15 protein-coding genes are annotated in these 17,869 nt (G+C 44.4%); 9 read left to right on the top strand and 6 right to left on the bottom strand.

Going from position 1 to position 17,869, the window contains the following annotated elements:
• The first annotated feature begins 6 nt into the window (after positions 1-6).
• The 7 genes from R7M72_RS18050 to R7M72_RS18080 all read left to right on the top strand — a co-directional run bounded on the left by R7M72_RS18050 (position 7) and on the right by R7M72_RS18080 (position 6,157).
• Positions 7-1,419, top strand: coding sequence for an FAD-dependent oxidoreductase (locus tag R7M72_RS18050; protein WP_005381833.1), 1,413 nt, complete (start codon positions 7-9; stop codon positions 1,417-1,419).
• A gap of 91 nt (positions 1,420-1,510) precedes the next feature.
• Positions 1,511-1,939, top strand: coding sequence for a DUF1499 domain-containing protein (locus R7M72_RS18055; RefSeq protein WP_017633627.1), 429 nt, complete (start codon positions 1,511-1,513; stop codon positions 1,937-1,939).
• 63 nt (positions 1,940-2,002) lie between these two features.
• Entirely contained in the window at positions 2,003-2,698 is a 696-nt protein-coding gene (gene mtnN, locus R7M72_RS18060) for a 5'-methylthioadenosine/S-adenosylhomocysteine nucleosidase (protein WP_005381837.1), read from the top strand.
• Positions 2,699-2,709: 11 nt separating this feature from the next.
• On the top strand, positions 2,710-3,663 hold the full coding sequence (locus R7M72_RS18065; RefSeq protein WP_017633626.1) for a cobalamin biosynthesis family protein: 954 nt from the start codon (positions 2,710-2,712) through the stop codon (positions 3,661-3,663).
• Positions 3,663-4,484 carry a vitamin B12 ABC transporter substrate-binding protein BtuF gene (gene btuF / locus R7M72_RS18070; RefSeq protein ID WP_315957052.1) on the top strand — a complete coding sequence of 274 codons (822 nt, stop codon included), beginning with the start codon at positions 3,663-3,665 and terminating at the stop codon, positions 4,482-4,484. The genes R7M72_RS18065 and btuF overlap by 1 nt, the downstream gene beginning before the upstream one ends.
• Before the next feature lie 69 nt (positions 4,485-4,553).
• Positions 4,554-5,174 (top strand): TRIC cation channel family protein, encoded by a 621-nt coding sequence (locus R7M72_RS18075; protein ID WP_005387377.1) that lies wholly within the window; start codon positions 4,554-4,556, stop codon positions 5,172-5,174.
• 128 nt (positions 5,175-5,302) lie between these two features.
• On the top strand, positions 5,303-6,157 hold the full coding sequence (locus tag R7M72_RS18080; RefSeq protein WP_025998535.1) for a LysR family transcriptional regulator: 855 nt from the start codon (positions 5,303-5,305) through the stop codon (positions 6,155-6,157).
• Here R7M72_RS18080 and R7M72_RS18085 read toward each other — a convergent pair.
• Positions 6,099-6,878 carry a TSUP family transporter gene (locus R7M72_RS18085; RefSeq protein WP_017633623.1) on the bottom strand — a complete coding sequence of 260 codons (780 nt, stop codon included), beginning with the start codon at positions 6,876-6,878 and terminating at the stop codon, positions 6,099-6,101. The two genes, R7M72_RS18080 and R7M72_RS18085, sit on opposite strands and share 59 nt — an antisense overlap.
• A gap of 304 nt (positions 6,879-7,182) precedes the next feature.
• Between R7M72_RS18085 and R7M72_RS18090 the strand changes: the two genes are divergently transcribed.
• Both R7M72_RS18090 and R7M72_RS18095 read left to right on the top strand, forming a co-directional pair.
• Complete coding sequence (locus R7M72_RS18090) at positions 7,183-8,052, top strand: hypothetical protein (RefSeq protein WP_017633622.1); 870 nt, start codon at positions 7,183-7,185, stop codon at positions 8,050-8,052.
• Positions 8,049-8,474 (top strand): hypothetical protein, encoded by a 426-nt coding sequence (locus tag R7M72_RS18095; RefSeq protein WP_017633621.1) that lies wholly within the window; start codon positions 8,049-8,051, stop codon positions 8,472-8,474. The genes R7M72_RS18090 and R7M72_RS18095 overlap by 4 nt, the downstream gene beginning before the upstream one ends.
• A gap of 323 nt (positions 8,475-8,797) precedes the next feature.
• Here R7M72_RS18095 and carB read toward each other — a convergent pair whose 3' ends face one another.
• From carB to secA, 5 genes are all read right to left on the bottom strand, one after another.
• Positions 8,798-12,031, bottom strand: coding sequence for a carbamoyl-phosphate synthase large subunit (gene carB / locus R7M72_RS18100; RefSeq protein WP_005381854.1), 3,234 nt, complete (start codon positions 12,029-12,031; stop codon positions 8,798-8,800).
• Positions 12,032-12,047: 16 nt separating this feature from the next.
• On the bottom strand, positions 12,048-13,187 hold the full coding sequence (gene carA / locus R7M72_RS18105; RefSeq protein ID WP_017633620.1) for a glutamine-hydrolyzing carbamoyl-phosphate synthase small subunit: 1,140 nt from the start codon (positions 13,185-13,187) through the stop codon (positions 12,048-12,050).
• A gap of 481 nt (positions 13,188-13,668) precedes the next feature.
• The gene (gene dapB / locus R7M72_RS18110) at positions 13,669-14,478 is read right to left on the bottom strand and encodes a 4-hydroxy-tetrahydrodipicolinate reductase (RefSeq protein WP_005381860.1); all 810 of its coding nucleotides are present in this window, start codon (positions 14,476-14,478) and stop codon (positions 13,669-13,671) included.
• A 110-nt stretch (positions 14,479-14,588) separates the two neighbouring features.
• On the bottom strand, positions 14,589-14,987 hold the full coding sequence (mutT, locus tag R7M72_RS18115; protein ID WP_005387387.1) for an 8-oxo-dGTP diphosphatase MutT: 399 nt from the start codon (positions 14,985-14,987) through the stop codon (positions 14,589-14,591).
• Between the two features lie 155 nt (positions 14,988-15,142).
• Positions 15,143-17,869: preprotein translocase subunit SecA (gene secA, locus R7M72_RS18120; RefSeq protein ID WP_318056288.1), on the bottom strand; the 2,727-nt coding region annotated here is incomplete at its 5' end.

Raw genomic sequence — 17,869 nt, forward strand, 5'->3', positions numbered from 1 at the left:
TGAATCATGAGCCAGAACGTTTATCAATTTATCGATGTGCAGCGTGTAGATCCTGCGAAAAAGCCTATCAAAGTTCGTAAGATCGAGTTCGTTGAAATCTATGAACCGTTCACTAAACAACAGGCGACTGCACAAGCGGATCGCTGCTTAGATTGTGGCAACCCATATTGTGAATGGAAATGCCCAGTCCACAACTACATCCCTCAATGGTTAAAACTTGCCAATGAAGGTCGTATTCTTGAAGCGGTTGAACTATCGCATCAAACCAACAGCCTACCGGAAGTATGTGGGCGCGTTTGTCCTCAAGACCGCCTATGTGAAGGTTCATGCACGCTTAATGATGACTTTGGTGCCGTCACCATCGGTAACATAGAAAAGTACATTACCGACAAAGCGTTTGAAATGGGCTGGAAGCCAGATATGTCCAAGGTGGAGTGGACCGATAAAAAGGTCGCAATCATTGGAGCAGGCCCAGCTGGCTTGGCTGCCGCGGATATCCTAGTGCGCAATGGCGTTAAGCCAGTCGTGTTTGACCGCTACCCTGAAATTGGAGGCCTTCTGACCTTCGGTATTCCTTCCTTCAAGCTTGAAAAAGGCGTGATGGAAAACCGCCGCCGTGTGTTCACTGAAATGGGCGTCGAGTTCCGCATGAACATGGAAGTAGGCAAAGATGTCCAAATGCAAGAGCTGCTTGATGAATACGATGCTGTTTTCTTGGGCGTTGGCACCTATAAATACATGCGTGCAGGTCTAGATAATGAAGATGCGCCGGGTGTGTATGACGCGCTGCCATTTTTAGTTTCGAACACCTACAAAGTCATGGATCTTGAGAGTAACCAACCCTTTATCGATATGGCAGGAAAGAAAGTCGTCGTACTGGGTGGTGGTGATACAGCAATGGACTGCGTTCGTACCTCAATTCGCCAAGGTGCCTCCAACGTAGTTTGTGCTTATCGTCGTGATGAGGCCAACATGCCGGGCTCTCGTCGCGAGGTAAAAAACGCAAAGGAAGAAGGCGTGAAGTTCATGTTCAACCTTCAGCCTTTGGGAGTTGAAGTGGATGCGTCAGGCAAAGTCTCGGGGGTCAAAGTGGTGAAAACCGCACTTGGTGAACCTGATGAAGCGGGTCGCCGACGCCCAGAGCCCGTTGAAGGCAGCGAGCACGTTCTACCAGCAGACGTTGTTATCATGGCGTTTGGTTTCCAGCCGCACAAAATGGACTGGTTAGCACCGTTTGATGTCGATTTGGATCAGTGGGGTCGTATCAAAGCCCCAGCTAAGCAAGAGTTCCAGTTCCAGACCAGCAACGAAAAGATCTTCGCGGGTGGCGATGCGGTACGAGGTTCTGATCTTGTCGTAACCGCAATTGATGAAGGACGAAAAGCGGCAGAAGGCATTCTCGATTACCTCGAAGTTTAATCACTGTTAACGTCTCAAAAAGGATCCTACTATTGGATCCTTTTTTCTTTTATTACATATAATTAAATTCCTATGATAAGGGATAAAACCAATGAAAAAAGCCGCTCTCCTTTCCATTACTTTGCTCGGCTTAACCGCTTGTAGCCAAGGAGTCAAAACCATGACGGATCGTTCTCAATCACCTTGTGGTGACAAACCAAACTGCGTCTCCACCCAAGACACGCGAGAAAAATACAACCTAACGCCATTCATCTTAGTGGATTCAGCGAACATCGACGCTATTGAGCAAGTCGCGCTTGAACTGCCAGGCGCGAAAACCGCGGTGAAAGAAAGCAACTACCTTCGTATCGAGTGCACATCTAAAATCATGCGCTTCGTGGATGACCTCGAACTAAAAATAGCAGGAGACCAACTGATTGTGCGCTCGGAATCTCGTGTGGGCTACTCTGACTTTGGCGTAAACAGAAAGCGCGCCGATCAATTACGAGAAAAGCTCACTCAAGCTAAGCTCATCAAATAGAAAACTGCCAACGGGGAGTGCTATACTCTCGGCCAACTAAAATATTTACCTAAAGAGAGTGTTATGAAAGTTGGTATCATCGGTGCGATGGAACAAGAAGTGACCATCCTGAAGCAAGCAATTACAAACTGCAAAACTGTAAATAAAGCAGGTTGTACGTTTTTCTCTGGTCAAATTAACGATGTCGAAGTCGTCGTACTACAATCGGGCATCGGTAAAGTTGCAGCAGCAGTGGGCACGACAATCCTTCTTGATGAATACCAACCAGACGTTGTGATTAACACAGGCTCTGCTGGCGGTTTCGATTCAAGCTTAAACCTTGGCGATGTAGTTATCTCTACAGAAGTTCGTCATCATGATGCAGACGTAACCGCTTTTGGTTATGAGATTGGCCAAATGGCCGGTCAACCAGCTGCATTCAAAGCGGATGACAAGCTAATGGACTTAGCCGAAAAAGCCCTAGCACAAATGGAAAACACTCATGCGGTTCGCGGCCTAATTTGTACTGGCGATGCGTTTGTTTGTACTGCTGAGCGTCAAGAGTTTATTCGTAAACACTTCCCGTCAGTTATCGCTGTAGAAATGGAAGCATCTGCTATCGCTCAAACTTGTCACCAATTCAACACACCGTTTGTTGTTGTGCGTGCAATCTCTGATGTCGCTGATAAAGAATCACCAATGAGCTTTGATGAGTTCCTGCCTCTAGCAGCAAAAAGCTCTTCCGAAATGGTATTCAAAATGCTGGAACTCATTAAGTAAACGACTCATTCATGGAAGAAGTTTTTCAGTCATTTTATGCCAACGGTGCGCTCCTCATTATGTGGGGTGCACTGATCTTGCACCTTTTAGTGCCAATCCCCCATTCAGCGCACCCCATCACTTTATGGCGAAAGCTAGCAGAGCAGCTAGCTAACAAAGTGAACAATAATCACAATTACTCACAGAGTGTAATCTCAGGCAGTCTTGCATTAGGCTTGATGCTGTTTCCTTGCTTGATATTACTGATTGCAGTAAAGCCATTTGTTTGGCAAATCCCTTTATATGAACTGGTTCTATTGATCATTGCGCTAGACTGGCGTAACAGCGAAACGTTAACGAAACAGCTCATCACAAGTATCTCTTCGGAAGACAAAGCTCAGTGTCGAGCATTACTGAGACCATATCTTAATCGCGATACTGGTAACCTCTCGATCGTTGGCATAGGTAAAGCTGGCTCAGAAACCCTGATTATGGGATACAGCCGCAACGTGATCGGCGTGCTATTTTGGTACGCACTAACAGGTGGTATTGGTGCGTTAATGTATCGACTCACAACAGAATTAGCGCGAGTGTGGTCCCCTAGCCGACGCCAATATTTGCCCTTTGGTAAACCTGTGATTCAACTGGTTGCTACTCTGGATATTATTCCACTTCGTCTCTTTGCCATACTTTTAGCTGCCGGAAAGAATACAAGTAATGTGCTCTCTGGAATACAACAGCAAGCGAAGTCTTGGCCCTTACCAGGACCTAGCTGGGTGTTATGTACTATCGGACACAAACTACAACTGTCTTTATGCGGCCCTGCTATCTATCAAGGTGTGCGTGCAGAGCGCGCAAAAATCGGTGGGCGCATTGCGCCATCGGCTATTCACCTTTCACAAATACATACGCTGCTCGTTTGGCGCGTCCTGGCTTGGATCGCAATCCAAAGTTTGCTTTTAGGAATAATTTATCAAGGATTATGATGAATAAATTATGCTTCGCATTAACGCTGTTTGTTTCGACAGCGACCTTCGCTCAACCCGCTCAACGCATTATAAGTTTAGCTCCACATGCCACCGAAATTGCCTTTGCAGCAGGGCTAGGAGAGCAGCTTGTTGCTGTCAGCGAAATGAGCGATTATCCAGAACAGGCAAAGCAGCTAGAAAGAGTCTCAAATTATCAAGGAATTAAATTAGAGCGCATTATTGCTCTTCAGCCGGACTTAGTGATTGCTTGGCCAGCCGGAAACCCTGCTAAAGAGTTGGAGAAAATTAAACAGTTCGGTATTCCTATCTATTACTCCACTACAGGTTCATTAGAAGATATCGCCAATAATATCGAGCAACTCAGCCAATACAGCGAAACTCCACAAGTAGGAAAAAAGGCCGCTGAAGATTTTAGAACGCAACTGAGTACACTAAAAGAACAGTACAACACGAACGAGAAAGTTAGTTACTTTTATCAGTTGAGTGAAAAGCCTATCATCACTGTCGCCGGAAAGAACTGGCCAAGTGAAGTCTTTACTTTTTGCGGTGGTGAGAACATTTTCGCCGCATCTAGCGCGCCTTATCCTCAAGTTAGCATCGAGCAAGTCATTACTCGCCAGCCAGAGGTTATTTTTACTTCTCGTCACGCAATGAGTAACGATGGTATGTGGGCTGAGTGGAGTAATGAGCTTCTTGTTCTTAAAAACAAACACATCTGGTCCCTAAACTCTGATTGGATTAACCGTCCCACACCACGCACATTGAACGCGATCAAGGAAGTGTGTGAGCACTTTAAAAGCGTTCGTCAAAAACGCTAACGATTTCGTGGCAAATACCGTACAATTTCCGCCCATTTTTTCTCACACTATTTAAAGGTACTAAGTAACATGGACTCCATGCTGCTTTATATGATCGATTTGTTCGGTACCGCTGTTTTCGCTATCTCTGGCGTATTACTGGCGGGCCGTTTAAAAATGGATCCATTCGGCGTTATCGTGCTCGGCAGTGTGACTGCTATAGGTGGCGGAACAATCCGAGACATGGCGCTTGGTGCCACTCCCGTATTTTGGATAACAGATACGACTTACTTATGGGTGATATTTGTTACGTGTCTACTAACCATGCTTGTTATTCGAAGACCCAAGCGACTCTCATGGTGGGTATTACCCGTTTGTGATGCCATCGGTCTCGCTGTATTTGTAGGAATAGGAGTAGAAAAGGCACTCGCCTACAATGCTTCTGGGATGGTCGCGGTGATAATGGGGGTTATTACTGGCTGTGGCGGTGGCATTATACGAGACGTGCTGGCTCGCGAAGTTCCTATGGTATTAAGAAGTGAAGTCTATGCTACGGCATGTATTATTGGCGGCATCTTCCATACGATGGCGGTAAACATGGGTTATGACCACTCAACGGCTTTACTCGCTGGTGTAATCTCAACGCTCATTATACGTCTCGGTGCGATTCGTTGGCATCTATCCCTGCCAACTTTCGCCATTAACCGTTAAACACCAACAACATCACTCATCATGGAGTCGACCAAGTGTCGGCTCCTCTCATTTATGCTCATTTGATTCGCCAATTCTTGGGCAATTCGCTAAATTATCTCAACCATTCCTAACTTTCATTAATCATTATGTTGCTTGAAGGTATTGAAACGTTACTTGTCCTCAGTAAAGAAAAAACCATGAGCCGCACGGGCAGTCAACTCTATATTAGTCAGTCTGCCGTGAGTAAACGTATTTCAAATCTAGAGAAGAAGTTAGGAAAAAAATTGATAGAGCCAAATGGTCGGCACATAAAGCTGACCTCCGATGGCCTTGCGCTCATCAACACGATCGAGCCAACGTTCAATGAGTTAAGAGGAAAAATCTACGATCAACAACAAATAGAAGATACTTCTTTGATCAAGATAGACTGCTCTGAAACCTTAGTCGCTGGATACCTCAGCATGATCATGGCAGAACACTTTGCCCATGATCAGTACATACGAATATCGACCAATCATACGCCACGCATTATTGAGAATGTGAAATCAGGCAAAGCAACATTGGGATTTTGCGCTGGCTATCTACCACCTCATCATGGATTAATGAGCCTTCACCTCGCCGATGAACCTTTCTCAATTGTCAGTCGACATTCACTTTCACAACTACCTAAAGCTATTTTGACCAATGACCTAACTAACCCTGCCAACACATATCAACAAGCTATTTTATCCATACACGGAATCGAACCTTTGATGGAAATGGATTCGTATACTGCGGCAGCACAACTGGCTTTGGGAGGTATGGCTCCCGCTTTAATCCCTAAATCTATCCTAACGACACTTAATATCACATCTAAGTTCTGCTATGACTTTGAAGAGCTAGATCAGTTAGTTCGACCAATACATATCTGCTTACGTCACAGCACATATCGTAGCGAACGAGTTAAAGCACTGACAGAATCCATTGCTGATGTTGTTGCCAAAGAAGTTTCGTTGCCATGAGCATCGACATTACTATAACTAGAGGACGAATCCATTTTTGCCCTTTACTTACCACGACCTTCGCCCCTAACTGAGCACCAAGAAAACCGCCAACAGCCATAGTTAAGCCAAGCTTCCACACTGGCAACCCAGCTAAGATAAAAAAGAGTAGTGCCGCTATGTTTGACGTGAAATTGAGGATTTTGGTTCTAGCTGTGGCTTCGACCAAAGAAAAGTGACCTAGTGCAACAAAACAAACAGTAAAAATAGATCCAGTCCCAGGGCCAAAAAAGCCATCATAGAAGCCGATCCCAGCACCAATGCATAGCGCAAACATCGCTTCAGATAACTTTGGTTCTCCATCGATTTTTCGCGTACTTGGCGCGAGTAAAAAATAGAGGGAAATGGCTATCAAAAGAACAGGGATCAAACTGGTGAGTACGCTAGCATCAATAAACTGCACAGCCTCGGCACCGATTGCAGCACCTATAAAAGTGCAGAGTATCGCAAAACGCATTTCCTTTAAGCTGACAATACCGTTACGCACGAAATACCAGCTAGCAGAGAAACTGCCAAACGAACTTTGTAACTTATTGGTTGCTAGAGCTTGAGTCGGACTCAACCCCGCAGCCAAAAGCGCAGGGAGCGTAATGAGCCCTCCCCCACCAGCCATCGCATCAATAAAGCCTGCGGCAGTCGCAACCAAAAATAAGGCCAACAAAATCTCAACCGTGATTTCCACTACACTTCCTTTTTGAAGAGGTATCAAAGAGCAAGAAACGGTAGCACTTATTCACAAAACTACCAATGGAAAGTCAAGACACCAATCTATTCCTAATTTTCATAGAATTAATGCTTAAACTTGACTCCAAACTTTTACATAAAATTTAGTTGTCAGAAAGAATTGAATCACTGTCACAAATCTATTCCTGATAATGAGATCAAACGCTTACCTTTAAATATAAAACTAGACGAGTATGAAAGATCTGTTCAGCATGTAGAGTTTACATTGTCAGCGCTCAAGGCCCGATATCTGAGGAAAATACATGACTAGCAACTACCCTTTATCACGACATCAATCCTCAAAAAATAGTGGTAGTATAAGCACCTACCCACTTTATAAATCAAATCATCAACATCGAAATCAAGAAACCATTATCTTATCTATCGAGAGCTTCGATATCGTTGTCAAGAACAATGTAAAAGATAAAGCGAAATTAGAACGTTGGGAAAAGATAAAGGGAATGTTTGAAAATACAGCAAACTATTATGCTACAGGACAGGACTTAGTTTTTATAACCAACTTATCAAACTATTTGTACGGAAATAATAGCTCTGTTATCGTTAAAAATTATTCTGGAGCTCCACATATCATACTCACAGGCTCCCCTGCTATGCACTCAAAGCTTTCTGGATTAGGAAAATTTCTTCCCACTCCAACTGTGGCAAAGTTCGCTGTTGGACCAGAAGGGGCATTACAATCCATTAGAAGTGGGGGCATAATAACAATTATCTTAATATCCACATACAGAGTGATTGACTTTTTCCTCAATGACCGTCAAACCTTAGCCAAACTATTTGGTACTTTAGCTAGTGATATAATCACTATCGGGCTATCGTCAGCTGCAGCAGCTATATTTGTAAACTTTGCCGCAGCAGTGGGTGGCAGTGTTGTAACTTTAAGTGCTGGCCCATTATTAGGGGCTATTTTGATAAGCTCGGCTGTAGGTCTTTTATTGAATAGAGAAAATGATAAACGAGGTTTAACACAGAAGTTAATAGCCTCTATAGATATTTACTTAAAGCAAAGAGATATAGAAGCAAAGAGAAGAGCAAAAGAAGAATATAATGAGATTCAACGTAAAACTCAAAGTATGATTTTCTCGCAAGAAATACAGCGAGGTTTGTTACGATGAAAAAAGGGAGTTACGACCGAACGCAAGTGTTTTTTTATTTAATAATTTTATTAGCATCAGCAATATCACTGTTAATATATGGTTTTGATGGATTGTCAGACTTTTATCTTAACATCTATAATAATGAAAGTTATTCATCTTTTGATCAGGCTGATATTTTGATTATAGGCTCTAGTTTGATCTTATTTGAATGCTCTAGAATGTCCGTAAAAACATTAAAATCAAATAATTTCCTAACTAAAAGTGAGTTTAAAAGCTCTAGTAAGATATTCCTAACTATATCGGTAACTAGTTTTTTTCTTCTTTATCCCTCGCTACTAGCAGCAGATGTTTTTGCAAAAAGTAACGGATACTCTCTTGATACTGAAGAATCAACTTATAACTTAGTCTTAGAAAAAAGAACCTATCGAAGCACTCCATAGTTAGTATGTTTTTAAGCTCGACACTGCTTATTTTAACTTTTTCTAATTACCTATCTGCTTAAAGAGTTATGGTCGGCTTAATACCTCAGTCCTACAGCATTAATTTTGTTGCAGCAAGTGGTAGTACTATTTCTTCATCTTTGGGTACATCGCTTGCCATCATTAGCTTGATGATCTTCAAAAGCGAAGCATACCAATCGTTCCTAGCACACTTTAATGCTCTTCATTTTAGAAAAACCTCGATATAAAAAAGCCCGCTCAAATGAGCGGGCAATGAGGTTGTCATGTAAGCCCTGATTAATGAGCTTACTGATTTTTATCTGTTACGCGTCTAGGCTCGCTTTCACTTTAGCGTGTAACTCTTGAACCGAAGTTACTGACGCTTTTGCGTCTGCAGTATGAGACATACATGTAGCGAACGCTGCATTCAGTGTCGTTGTGTAGTTCACTTTTTCTGCCAGTGCACCACGTCGTAGAACTTTCGAATCTTCAATCGCTTGACGACCAGCAGCCGTGTTTACGATGTAGGTGTATTCGTTGTTCTTGATGCGGTCAAGAATGTGTGGACGACCTTCGTGTACTTTGTTTACCAAACGTGGGTTAATCCCCGCTTCGCCCAGAATTACAGCAGTACCGTGTGTCGCATCCAACTGGTAACCCAGTTTCACTAACTTAGAAGCTAGGTCAACAACACGCTCTTTATCACCTTCACGTACAGACAGTAGCGCACGACCACCTTCAGGATAAACCGCACCACAACCTAGCTCTGCTTTAGCGTAAGCTTCTGCGAACGTTGCACCCACACCCATTACTTCACCTGTTGAGCGCATTTCAGGGCCCAATAGAGGGTCAACACCAGGGAATTTGTTGAACGGCAGAACCACTTCTTTCACTGAGTAGTAAGGAGGGATAATCTCTTTAGTAAAGCCTTGTGACTCTAGAGATTGACCCGCCATTACACGTGCAGCGATTTTCGCTAGAGGAGCGCCTGTCGCTTTCGATACGAATGGTACCGTACGAGCAGCACGAGGGTTCACTTCAATTAGATAAACGTCGTTATCTTTCACAGCAAACTGCGTGTTCATCAAACCGCGTACACCGAGTTCGAATGCTAACTTCTCAACTTGCTCACGCATCTTGTCTTGAATTTCCTGACTTAGCGTGTACGCAGGCAGTGAACATGCAGAGTCACCAGAGTGAACACCCGCTTGTTCGATGTGCTCCATGATACCGCCGATAACGACGCGTTCACCGTCACAGATAGCATCAATATCAACTTCGGTTGCATCATCCAAGAAACGGTCTAGCAGAACTGGAGACTCGTTCGATACGCTTACTGCTTCGTTGAAGTAGCGACGCAGGTCTTGCTCGTCGTATACGATTTCCATCGCACGACCACCGAGTACATAAGATGGACGAACAACTAATGGGAAGCCAATTTCTTTCGATTTCTCAACCGCTTGCTCCATCGTTGTTACTGTCGCGTTTTCTGGCTGAAGTAGACCTAAACGGTCAACAGCGGCTTGGAAGCGTTCACGGTCTTCCGCACGGTCGATAGCATCTGGGCTAGTACCAATGATTGGCACACCAGCCGCTTCTAGAGCACGAGCCAGTTTAAGTGGCGTTTGACCACCGTACTGAACAATCACACCTTTTGGTTTTTCAACGCGAGCGATAGACAGTACATCTTCCAGAGTTACTGGCTCGAAGTACAGACGATCAGACGTATCGTAGTCAGTAGATACCGTTTCTGGGTTACAGTTAACCATAATGGTTTCGTAACCGTCTTCACGCAGCGCAAGTGATGCATGAACACAACAGTAATCGAATTCGATACCTTGGCCGATACGGTTTGGACCGCCACCAAGAACCATGATCTTATCTTTGTCTGTTGGGTTTGCTTCACATTCTTCATCGTAAGATGAGTACATGTAAGCCGTGTCAGAAGAAAACTCTGCTGCACATGTATCCACACGTTTGTAAACCGGATGAATATCAAACTGCTCACGAGCACGGCGAATTTCACTTTCAGCGACACCAAGCAATTTAGACAAGCGAGCATCAGAGAAGCCTTTGCGTTTCATCTGACGAAGCACTTCTTTGGTCAAACCTGCGTAGCCGCCCGCCTTGACTTGTTCTTCGAGTTTTACAATTTCTTCGATTTGAACCAGGAACCAGCGGTCGATTTGAGTCAAGTTGAACACACCGTCGACTGACATACCCGCTCGGAATGCATCGGCGATGTACCAGATACGCTCTGCACCTGCTTCTTTAAGTTCGTGACGAATCTTAGTCAGTGCATCTGGCGCTTCCAGATCGACCATCTCATCAAAACCAGTTGCGCCAACTTCTAGGCCACGCAGTGCTTTGTGAAGAGATTCTTGTTGGTTACGACCAATCGCCATTACCTCACCAACCGATTTCATCTGAGTTGTCAGACGATCGTTTGCACCAGCAAATTTCTCGAAGTTAAAGCGAGGGATCTTAGTTACGACGTAGTCGATAGTTGGTTCAAATGACGCAGGTGTTGCACCACCTGTGATGTCGTTTTGTAGTTCGTCTAGCGTAAAGCCAACAGCCAGTTTCGCTGCAATTTTCGCGATTGGGAAGCCTGTTGCTTTTGATGCTAGCGCAGAAGAGCGAGATACACGCGGGTTCATCTCGATGATGACCATACGACCATCTTTCGGGTTGATACCAAACTGTACGTTTGAACCACCTGTTTCAACACCAATCTCACGTAGAACGGCTAGCGATGCATTACGCATAAGCTGGTATTCTTTGTCAGTCAGTGTTTGTGCTGGAGCAACCGTGATTGAGTCACCCGTATGGATGCCCATTGGGTCAAAGTTCTCGATTGAACATACGATGATACAGTTGTCCGCTTTGTCACGAACGACTTCCATTTCGTACTCTTTCCAACCGATGAGTGACTCATCGATAAGAAGTTCGTTGGTCGGAGATAAGTCCAGACCGCGACGACAGATTTCTTCGAACTCTTCTTTGTTGTACGCGATACCACCACCAGTGCCACCCATGGTGAACGATGGACGAATGATACAAGGGAAGCCAACCATATCTAAAACTTTGTAAGCTTCTTCCATGCTCTTCGCTGTATCTGCGCGAGGACACTCAAGGCCGATAGACTTCATCGCTTTATCAAAACGAGAACGGTCTTCCGCTTTGTCGATTGCATCAGCCGTTGCACCAATCATCTCTACGCCAAACTCTGCGAGAACGCCGTGCTTCTCTAAATCTAACGCACAGTTAAGTGCTGTCTGACCACCCATAGTTGGCAGAACTGCATCAGGACGTTCTTTCTCGATGATCTTGCGTACAACTTCCCACTGAATCGGCTCAATGTAAGTCGCATCTGCCATCTCTGGGTCAGTCATGATGGTTGCTGGGTTAGAGTTAACCAGGATAACTCGGTAGCCTTCTTCGCGAAGAGCTTTACACGCTTGTGCGCCAGAGTAGTCAAACTCACATGCCTGACCGATAACAATCGGACCAGCACCAAGAATTAGAATACTTTGAATGTCAGTACGTTTTGGCATTATCTACTACTCCGAATTAAGCGCTGTGTTTTTTGATTAGTTCGATAAAGTGGTCAAATAGCGGTGCCGCGTCATGTGGACCTGGGCTCGCTTCTGGGTGACCTTGGAAGCTAAATGCTGGCTTGTCTGTGCGGTGGATACCTTGCAAAGAGCCATCAAATAGCGATACGTGAGTAGCACGTAAGTTTTCCGGTAATGTTGCTTCATCTGCCGCAAAGCCGTGGTTTTGCGAAGTGATCATCACAACGTTACGCTCTAAATCTTTTACTGGGTGGTTTGCACCGTGGTGACCAAACTTCATTTTCACCGTTTGCGCACCTGATGCTAGCGCCAGAATTTGGTGACCTAGACAAATACCAAAAATTGGCAAGCCTTTTTCTAGGAACACTTTGGTTGCTTCAATCGCGTAAGTACATGGTTCTGGGTCACCAGGGCCGTTCGATAAGAATACGCCATCTGGATTTAGTGCCAGAACTTCTTCCGCTGACGTTTCTGCAGGTACAACCGTTAAGCGGCAGCCGCGGTCAACCAACATTCGTAAGATGTTGCGTTTTGCGCCAAAGTCGTAAGCGACAACGTGGTATGGCAGCTCGCTGTCATCTTTCGCCTCTGGAAGTCCACCTTCAAGCGTCCACGAACCTTGCTTCCATTGATACGCTTCTTTTGTTGTAACTTCTTTCGCAAGGTCCATTCCTTTTAAGCCTGGGAATTCTTTTGCTTTCGCTAGTGCCAAAGCTTCGTCTAGGTTGTTGCCCGCAACAATACAGCCGTTTTGAGCACCTTTTTCACGCAGGATACGAGTGAGCTTACGAGTATCGATATTAGCGATGCCAACGATATTTTGAGACTTAAGATAATCAGAGAGGGATTGTTCGTTACGGAAGTTAGAAGCGATTAGAGGAAGATCGCGAATCACAAGGCCTTGTGCATGAATGGAAGAGGATTCTTCATCTTCGGAAGTGGTTCCGGTATTGCCAATGTGAGGATAAGTGAGAGTGACGATTTGCTGAGAATAGGAAGGATCAGTGAGGATTTCTTGATACCCCGTCATCGAGGTATTAAAAACGACTTCACCAACGGAAAGACCATCTGCCCCTATGGACACTCCGCGGAACACTGTCCCATCTTCTAGGACCAACAGTGCTAATTTACCCAAGACAACCTCCAGAATAAAAATGCAAAAAAAATAAATCAAACTGCAAACATGCCTTCCTTTACCTATAAAATCTACATAAATAGGTATTTCAGACAAATTGGCGGTATTCTAAAGTTGGACTCGAAACCTGTCAACCTACAATCAAAAATAAATGATTAATTTCTAGCGAGTAAGGTCATTTTGAATCAGTAAGGCCCAAAAAGATAACTTTTACATGCTATTACATAGAGAGGCATAGAGGTTTAATGAATTTTACAAATTTGAACTTTTTAGAGATCACAAAAAAGTATGAGTTTTTCACGCAAACGTTCACTTAACAAAAAAGATATTAGTTTTTAGACATTAAAACCAAAAACACCCACAAAACAACTAAAACAACAACAAAAGTAAGCACCAAAATACTTTCTGTTAGAATCATTTCATTTACAAATAATTCTATAGATATAAAAAAGCCGGCTACCGCCGGCGAATAATTATGTATTTAGAGTTCATTCAATCCCAAAACATCTGTCATGGTATAAAAGCCCGCTGGTTTGGCACTCAACCAAACAGCGGCCTTGACGGCGCCATTAGCAAACGTCATACGATCGGTCGCTTTGTGCGTTATCTCCACTCGTTCCCCAATATCAGCAAACATGGCTGTGTGCTCACCGACAATATCGCCAGCGCGAATTGTAGCAAAGCCGATCTCATCTTTAGTACGTTCACCTGTGATACCTTCTCGCGCATAGACAGCTACATCATTCAGCTTGTTGCCCATCGCACCAGCAATGGCTTCGCCCATCCCGATAGCGGTACCAGAAGGAGCATCAACTTTATGACGATGATGTGCTTCGACAATCTCAACATCACAGTAGTCGCCCATCACTTTGGCTGCTTTCTCAAGAAGCTTAAATACTAGGTTCACACCAACAGAGTAGTTAGGAGCCATGACAACAGGCACTTGCTTAGCGGCTTCGTCAATTAGTTCACGCTCTGCATCACTGAAACCAGTCGTCCCAATCACAATACTCTTTCCATGCTTCTTACACAGTTCAAGATTCGCCAACGTACTTACTGGGGCAGTAAAATCGATGATTACATCAAAATTATCGACGTCTTTAGCAAGATCATCCGTTAAGAACACATCGAATTTGCCTTCACCACAAAGTTCACCGATATCGACACCGACAAGTGAGGACTCAGGTCGTTCTGATCCCGCGCTCACTGTCGCCTCTGGGTTAAGGTGTGAAGCTTTAACCAAATTACGGCCCATTCGGCCTGCTGCTCCTGCGATTGCAATACGAACCATTGCGCTTTCTCTCCTTCTCTGGATAACGAGGTTTGCTCTCGTTCTCTCGTTTCGCTTAATCTGTTTAAACTAACAACATACCGTGGTTACCACAAGCAAGTTCATCAGGCTTAAGCGAACTCTTTTACGACACGCTCCAAGATAGGCACGTTCGCTTCAGGAAAGGCATAGTTACCCAATTCTCTTATCTCAACCCAGCGACCTTCTTGACCTTCTCGGCCGTAAGGCTCATTACTGAACTTAGATACCGTAATAAAATCAAACTTAAGTGATTTGTCTGGATAGTCATATTCCAAATGCTCGAAAAGGGCTTGCTCAGTAACTTCAATTCCTACTTCTTCTTCAAGTTCTCTTGCTAGAGCATGTTCAATACTTTCTCCTGACTCGACTTTCCCGCCGGGAAACTCCCAAAACCCGCCTTTATGCTTGTCGTCTGGACGCTTTGTAATAAAAATTTTTGATTTGTCTTGGTTAAAAATAATAGCCGCGACTATGTGAATTCTTTTCATAGGGGTTCCTAACTCTCAAGCCGTTACACTTCAACGGTCTTTGCATCTCTAAAACTATCCGATGCTATCAAAACTTATGAAATTCGACAGCCACAGAATTTGCTTAAAAAAAGAGCCGCCTAGGCGACTCTTTAAAAAATTATCTGACTAATACGTTAGTCGATCTTGCCGTGGCACTGTTTATACTTCTTACCACTACCACAAGGGCAAGGCTCATTGCGACCTACTTTACGTTCATCACGTACCATTGGCTGACTTGAACCTTCTTCAGATTCTTCACCTTCAGAAAGAGGGTTTTGTGCTGCTGCGTGTTGCGCTTGAGCACGACGAGCGGCCTCTTCAGCTTGCGCACGACGTTGCTCTTCCATACGTTCAACTTCTTCTTGTTGCTGGACTCGAACGCGAGATAGAACAGTAATCACATCAGTTTTCAGCGCTTCTAGTAGACCTTCAAACAGTTCAAACGATTCACGCTTGTATTCCTGTTTCGGGTTCTTCTGCGCATAGCCGCGTAAGTGAATACCCTGACGCAAGTGATCCATTGCTGCCAAGTGCTCTTTCCAAAGCGTATCCAGAGTTTGAAGCATAACCGATTTCTCGAAGTTACGAAGCACTTGCGCACCCACCACTTCCTCTTTCTCTTTATACACTTCAACGGCTAGATTGATGATCTTCTCGCGTAGCGCCTCTTCGTAAAGCTTATCGTCTTCTTCAAGCCATTGCTTCACTGGCGCATCAAGATCGAAGTCTGCTTTCAAGCGCTCTTGTAGACCTTCAACGTCCCACATATCTTCTAGTGATTGTGGCGGGATGTACTCATCAATAACCGCTGTTAGCACATCTTCACGGTTTTGCTCGATCATACCGCTGATGTCTTCAACGTTCATCAATTCGTCGCGCAGCTCGTAGACAACCTTACGCTGATCGTTCGCCACATCATCGTATTCTAGTAGCTGCTTACGGATATCAAAGTTACGGCCTTCCACTTTGCGCTGTGCTTTTTCAATTGAGCGAGAAAGCATTTTCGATTCAATAGCTTCACCTTCTTCCATACCACTTTGAATAAGGCTCGCCATACGATCAGAAGTGAAAATACGTAACAAAGAGTCTTCCATAGATAGGTAGAAGCGCGATGAACCCGCATCACCTTGACGACCAGAACGACCACGTAGCTGGTTATCAATACGGCGAGATTCGTGGCGCTCAGTACCAATGATGTGTAGACCACCAGCATCTAGTACTTGATCATGTACCACTTTCCACTCTGCTTTAATCGCATCGATTTGTTCTTGAGTTGGGTTCTCCAAAGCTTCCACTTTTGATTGCCAACTACCGCCAAGCACAATATCCGTACCACGACCGGCCATGTTGGTCGCGATAGTTACCGCACCCGGCATACCCGCTTCAGCAACAATTTCCGCTTCCTTCTCATGGAATTTCGCATTCAATACGTTGTGTTTGATCTTCGCTTTCTTCAAGGCGTTGGAGAGTAGTTCTGATTTTTCAATCGATACGGTACCAACCAATGTTGGCTGACCTTTCGCAACGCGCTCTTTGATATCTTCAATGATTGCAGCAAACTTCTCAGCTTCGGTGCGGTACACCACATCCGGCATATCGTTACGAATCATAGGTTTGTTGGTTGGGATAACCACCGTTTCCAAGCCATAAATAGATTGGAACTCAAACGCCTCAGTATCCGCAGTACCTGTCATACCAGACAGTTTTTCGTATAAGCGGAAGTAGTTCTGGAAGGTAATCGAAGCCAAAGTTTGGTTTTCGTTTTGAATCTTAACGCCTTCTTTCGCTTCTACTGCTTGGTGAAGACCTTCAGACCAACGACGACCTGGCATTGTACGACCAGTATGTTCATCAACAATTACTACTTCACCTTCGTCAGTAACGATGTAATCAACGTTGCGCTCAAACAACACATGAGCACGCAAAGCGGCATTCACGTGATGTAACATGCTGATGTTAGTCGGAGAGTAAAGTGTGTCACCCTCTTCCATAAGACCATTTTTCACCAACAGTTCTTCAACGTACTCTTGGCCCGTTTCTGTGAGGTATACTTGCTTTGATTTCTCATCAACAGTGTAGTGACCATCACCACGATATTCTTCAGAGTCTTCTTTGTCTTGCTTTTTAAGATGCGGGATCAAAAGGTTGATTCGGGTGTATAGCTCAGAGCTATCTTCAGCAGGACCAGAAATGATTAAAGGGGTACGAGCTTCATCAATTAGGATTGAGTCCACCTCATCGACAACTGCAAAGAAGCGTTCACGTTGTACGCGATCTTCGCTACGGAAAGCCATATTGTCACGAAGGTAGTCAAAACCAAATTCATTGTTCGTTCCGTACAAGATGTCAGCTTGGTACGCTTCTTTTTTCTCTTGAGGAGGCATGTTTGGCACGTTTACGCCAACAGTCATACCTAAAAATTCAAATAGAGGGCGGTTTGTCTCTGCATCACGTTTAGCTAGATAATCGTTCACTGTTACAATGTGAACGCCTTTACCAGCCAGGGCATTTAGGTAAGCAGGAAGCGTTGCCGTCAGCGTTTTACCTTCACCCGTACGCATTTCAGCGATTTGACCCGCATTTAGAACCATACCGCCGATAAGCTGGACGTCGAAGTGGCGCATACCGTAGACACGCTTAGATGCTTCACGAACCGTAGCAAAAGCTTCTGGAAGTAGTTTATCAAGAGTTTCACCTTTCTCTAGGCGCTCACGGAATTCAACCGTCTTTGCTTTTAACTCTTCATCACTTAGAGCCTCGAATGTTGGCTCATAGTTATTAATTTCTTTTACAATTTTTCTAAGGCGGCGCAGTGTTCGGTCGTTGCGACTGCCAATCACTTTTGTCAGTAGCTTAGTTAT

It is taken from the genome of Vibrio sp. YT-18, from assembly GCF_033337345.1.
In the GTDB taxonomy this organism is placed as follows: Bacteria; Pseudomonadota; Gammaproteobacteria; order Enterobacterales; family Vibrionaceae; genus Vibrio; species Vibrio alginolyticus.

Coding starts and splice junctions, on each gene's coding strand:
- mutT (WP_005387387.1), bottom strand. CDS start 14,987: ATGAAAAGAATTCACATAGTCGCGGCTATTATTTTTAACCAAGACAAA.
- carB (WP_005381854.1), bottom strand. CDS start 12,031: ATGCCAAAACGTACTGACATTCAAAGTATTCTAATTCTTGGTGCTGGT.
- R7M72_RS18075 (WP_005387377.1), top strand. CDS start 4,554: ATGGACTCCATGCTGCTTTATATGATCGATTTGTTCGGTACCGCTGTT.
- btuF (WP_315957052.1), top strand. CDS start 3,663: ATGAATAAATTATGCTTCGCATTAACGCTGTTTGTTTCGACAGCGACC.
- R7M72_RS18050 (WP_005381833.1), top strand. CDS start 7: ATGAGCCAGAACGTTTATCAATTTATCGATGTGCAGCGTGTAGATCCT.
- R7M72_RS18095 (WP_017633621.1), top strand. CDS start 8,049: ATGAAAAAAGGGAGTTACGACCGAACGCAAGTGTTTTTTTATTTAATA.
- R7M72_RS18065 (WP_017633626.1), top strand. CDS start 2,710: ATGGAAGAAGTTTTTCAGTCATTTTATGCCAACGGTGCGCTCCTCATT.
- R7M72_RS18090 (WP_017633622.1), top strand. CDS start 7,183: ATGACTAGCAACTACCCTTTATCACGACATCAATCCTCAAAAAATAGT.
- R7M72_RS18080 (WP_025998535.1), top strand. CDS start 5,303: ATGTTGCTTGAAGGTATTGAAACGTTACTTGTCCTCAGTAAAGAAAAA.
- dapB (WP_005381860.1), bottom strand. CDS start 14,478: ATGGTTCGTATTGCAATCGCAGGAGCAGCAGGCCGAATGGGCCGTAAT.
- R7M72_RS18055 (WP_017633627.1), top strand. CDS start 1,511: ATGAAAAAAGCCGCTCTCCTTTCCATTACTTTGCTCGGCTTAACCGCT.
- mtnN (WP_005381837.1), top strand. CDS start 2,003: ATGAAAGTTGGTATCATCGGTGCGATGGAACAAGAAGTGACCATCCTG.